Genomic DNA, 3,228 nt, shown 5'->3' on the forward strand with positions numbered 1-3,228 from the left:
GACGGCCAGCTCGTCGCGGTAGGCGGCTTCCTTGGGGGTGCGGGCGTAGTGCACCAAGGCGATCTCACCGGTATGGCCTTCGGCGACCAGGGTGCGCAGCATCGCCATGACAGGGGTGATGCCGCTCCCTCCGGAGACGAACAGGATGCGGCGTGGTCGCTGCTCAGGCAGCACGAAGTCGCCGCCGACACCGTCCAGGCCCACCACCATGCCGCGACGTGCCCGCTCATACAGGTAGGTCGAGACCAGCCCGCCGTCATGGACACCGATCGTCAGCTCGAGTTGCGTGCTGCCTTCGACATTGGCCGGCGAGTAGCACCGGGAGTGCATGCGGCCGTCGATCTCGACCGTCACGTTGACGAACTGGCCGGCCTTGACCGTGTGGCGATCAGTGAACGCGTCGTTCGGAGCCAGCGTCAGCGTGACGCTGCGCGGCGTGGTCCGCCGAACGTCCACCACCTTGGCGCGCGGCTGGCCCGACGTCCAAGTGGGCGTGACAAGCTCGGTGTAGCGGTCCACGCCGTGCGGGCCGGTGAGCAGATCGACGAGGTCAGAACTCAGGACTCGCTTGGCGATCGTCCGAGTGAAAGTTTGGGTGAACATGTGTACACCGTGTCACCGTTCGGCGCAGGTGGTCAAGGGTTTCGGCGGCCTTGTGTTACGGTTCACATAGTGAACAGTCGTACTCCTGGCTCACACTCGCGGCGATCGGGCCAGGACAAGGCCCGCGATCGAGGCCGTGAGAGCCCCTCTCGTGAGGAGCGCAAGGAAGCGACGCGGCGGGCCATCATCGCCGCAGCGCTCAGGGCGCTCAACGACCGCAGCTTCAGCGGCCTGAGCCTGCGTGAGGTGACGCGCGAGGCCGGTATCGTGCCCGCGGCGTTCTATCGACACTTCGAGTCGATGGAGGCGCTCGGCCTGGTGCTGATCGACGAGTCGTTCCGCAGCCTGCGCGATACGCTGCGCGGCGCGCGCGCCGGAAAGTTGGATCCGAACCGGGTGATCGAATCCTCCGTCGAAATCCTGGTCGGAAGTGTCGCCGACGAGCGTGAGCATTGGCGCTTCATTTCCCGGGAACGCTCAACCGGTGTATCGGTGCTGCGCTATGCGATTCGCACCGAGATTCGGCTGATCACCTCGGAGTTGGCCACCGACCTGGCGCGCTTTCCGCGGCTCAACCAATGGAGTACCGAGGATCTCAACGTGTTGGCAAGCCTTTTCGTCAACGCAATGATCGTGACGGCCGAGGCCATCGAAGATGCGCAAGGCGCCGAAGCGCTGCAGGAAATCCATCGGATCGCGGTCAAACAGTTGCGGATGATCGCGATCGGTGTCGCAGCCTGGAAAAGCGAACCCTGATCACTCGTCGACGACGGTGAAAAGCGAACTTCCATCCTCCGGAGCCCCATCCACCTGGCCTCGGTGTGCGCGCCCGGTGGCGGCCTCATCGGGCTCGTCGGACGGAATAGAGCGTTCGGTCACGTCGGGCTCTTCGGCGGCGAGTCGCGCGTCCAGGGGTTCTCCCTCGCGTTCTTCGCGGGCCGTCATGCCGAACTTGTCAGCACCGCTCCAGTCGTCGGGTGGGTCGACGACGATGTCACCATCGTCGTTGCGCAGTTCGTCGGAGTCGGTCGACTCCTCCGCGCTCAGGGTGTCGCCGGGGCCGCCTTCCGCCGGGAAGTCCGCGGCATCGACAGAATCTGCATCGTCGGTAGCCATTGGCCACGGTTGCCCGCAGGATCCGGCAGCTAAACCCGCTCAGACAGACAGCGGGTAGCCGCCGGAGACTTTGAGGGTTTCACCGGTGATGAACGACGCTTCGTCGGAACACAGATAGAGCATCGCGGACACGATGTCGTCCATCGTGCAGATCCGGTGCACCAGCTGCAGCTCATGGATGTAGCCGTCGACCAGTGCACGCGGCACCTCGGCGAGCGCACTCTCGGTGTTCGTCAGCCCCGGCGCTATCGCGTTGACACGGATCAGGTCGGGCGACAGCTCGGAGGCGAAGGCAACGGTCAAGCCGCGCACCGCAAGCTTGGACACGCCATACGGTGTGCCGCTGCTGAACCCGGCCGTCGACGACATGTTGAGCACCACACCCCCACCGCGTTCTCGCATCGAATCACGGCACGCCAGAGTGCAATTGATGACACCCATCATGTTTACCTCGAACAGACCGCGCAGGTCGTCGCGGGAAAGTGCACCGAACGGCTGGTTGTACTTCATCAGGTGACGACCGGCGTTGTTGATGAGAATGTCGATGCCGCCGAACTTTTCGATGGTGGCGGCTACGGCGGCATCGACCTGGTGCTCGTCCGCGACGTCGCAAGTCACCGCGATCGCTTGCGCACCAACGGATATCAATTCAGCGGCGGTCCGCTGCGCACCCTCGGTATCGATCTCGGCGATCACAACACCGGCCCCCTGCGCGGCCAGCGCCTTCGCGAATGCCCGCCCGAGCCCAACCGCTGCACCCGTGATGAAAGCGGTCTTCTTCGCAAAGCGCTGCGTGGTCAACGCGGGTCCCGCCACATCGGCCAGATCGTCGGGCCGCCGTCGGGCAGCATGACCTCACCGGTGACGGAAAACCCGAAACGTTCGTAATAGGGCACATTGTCGGCCTTGCTGGATTCGAGATAGGCCGGACAGTACTCGGCATCGCAGCGCTCCAACCGTGAGCGCATCAGCACCTGTCCGAACCCGCGGCCGCGGACTGAGGGGTCGCTGCCGATGACAGCCAAATACCAGTGCGGCTCCTCGGGATGTAACCGCTTCATCATTTCCTGCGCTGCGCGCGCCCGCGCCATACGGAAGCCGAATACCCGCAGAAATGTCGGGATCTGGGCCAGCTGCGTGCGCCGCGATTCCCGCCATTGATTCGGCGGATCCCACAGCGCCGCCGCGCCGATGTCGGGACCGTCAAACGCCACCTCCACGCCGCCGGGCGCCAGATGGTGATGGCGGGTCATGGTCGCGAACAGCCGTGACAGACCGGCGAGCCGCGCGTTGACGTCGGGCAACAACCAAACCGAGACGGGATCGTCGAAGAAGGCCCGGCCCAGCGTCCGTCCCAATTCACCGACATCAGCTTTTTGCGCCGGGCGTACCTGCGGGGTCATCTCACCGAGGTTAGTGCGTTGCCGGTCACCGCGGATCCCGCCACATCGGCCACATCGTCGGCCCACCGTTCGGAAGGACGATTTCACCGGTCAACGTAAAGCCGAA

5 protein-coding genes are annotated in these 3,228 nt (G+C 64.7%); 1 reads left to right on the forward strand and 4 read right to left on the reverse strand.

The features are described from left to right. A partial coding sequence (locus QOJ24_RS21865) for an FAD-binding oxidoreductase (protein ID WP_526265072.1) occupies positions 1-603 on the reverse strand: 603 nt, incomplete at its 3' end. A 69-nt stretch (positions 604-672) separates the two neighbouring features. On the opposite strand from QOJ24_RS21865, the gene QOJ24_RS21870 reads away from it, so the two are divergent. Beyond that, positions 673-1,359 (forward strand): TetR/AcrR family transcriptional regulator, encoded by a 687-nt coding sequence (locus QOJ24_RS21870; protein ID WP_526265074.1) that lies wholly within the window; start codon positions 673-675, stop codon positions 1,357-1,359. Here the strand turns inward: QOJ24_RS21870 and QOJ24_RS21875 are convergent, their stop codons facing one another. From QOJ24_RS21875 to QOJ24_RS21885, 3 genes are read right to left on the reverse strand one after another with little or no spacing between them, the layout of a single operon-like run. After that, entirely contained in the window at positions 1,360-1,719 is a 360-nt protein-coding gene (locus QOJ24_RS21875; RefSeq protein WP_526265076.1) for a hypothetical protein, read from the reverse strand. Between the two features lie 39 nt (positions 1,720-1,758). Next, complete coding sequence (locus QOJ24_RS21880) at positions 1,759-2,535, reverse strand: SDR family NAD(P)-dependent oxidoreductase (RefSeq protein WP_526265078.1); 777 nt, start codon at positions 2,533-2,535, stop codon at positions 1,759-1,761. Then, positions 2,517-3,122, reverse strand: coding sequence for a GNAT family N-acetyltransferase (locus tag QOJ24_RS21885; protein ID WP_526265080.1), 606 nt, complete (start codon positions 3,120-3,122; stop codon positions 2,517-2,519). The genes QOJ24_RS21880 and QOJ24_RS21885 overlap by 19 nt, the downstream gene beginning before the upstream one ends. Positions 3,123-3,228: the final 106 nt, after the last annotated feature.

Origin of the sequence: Mycobacterium sp., assembly GCF_032159775.1 — a bacterium.
GTDB lineage: Bacteria > Actinomycetota > Actinomycetes > Mycobacteriales > Mycobacteriaceae > Mycobacterium.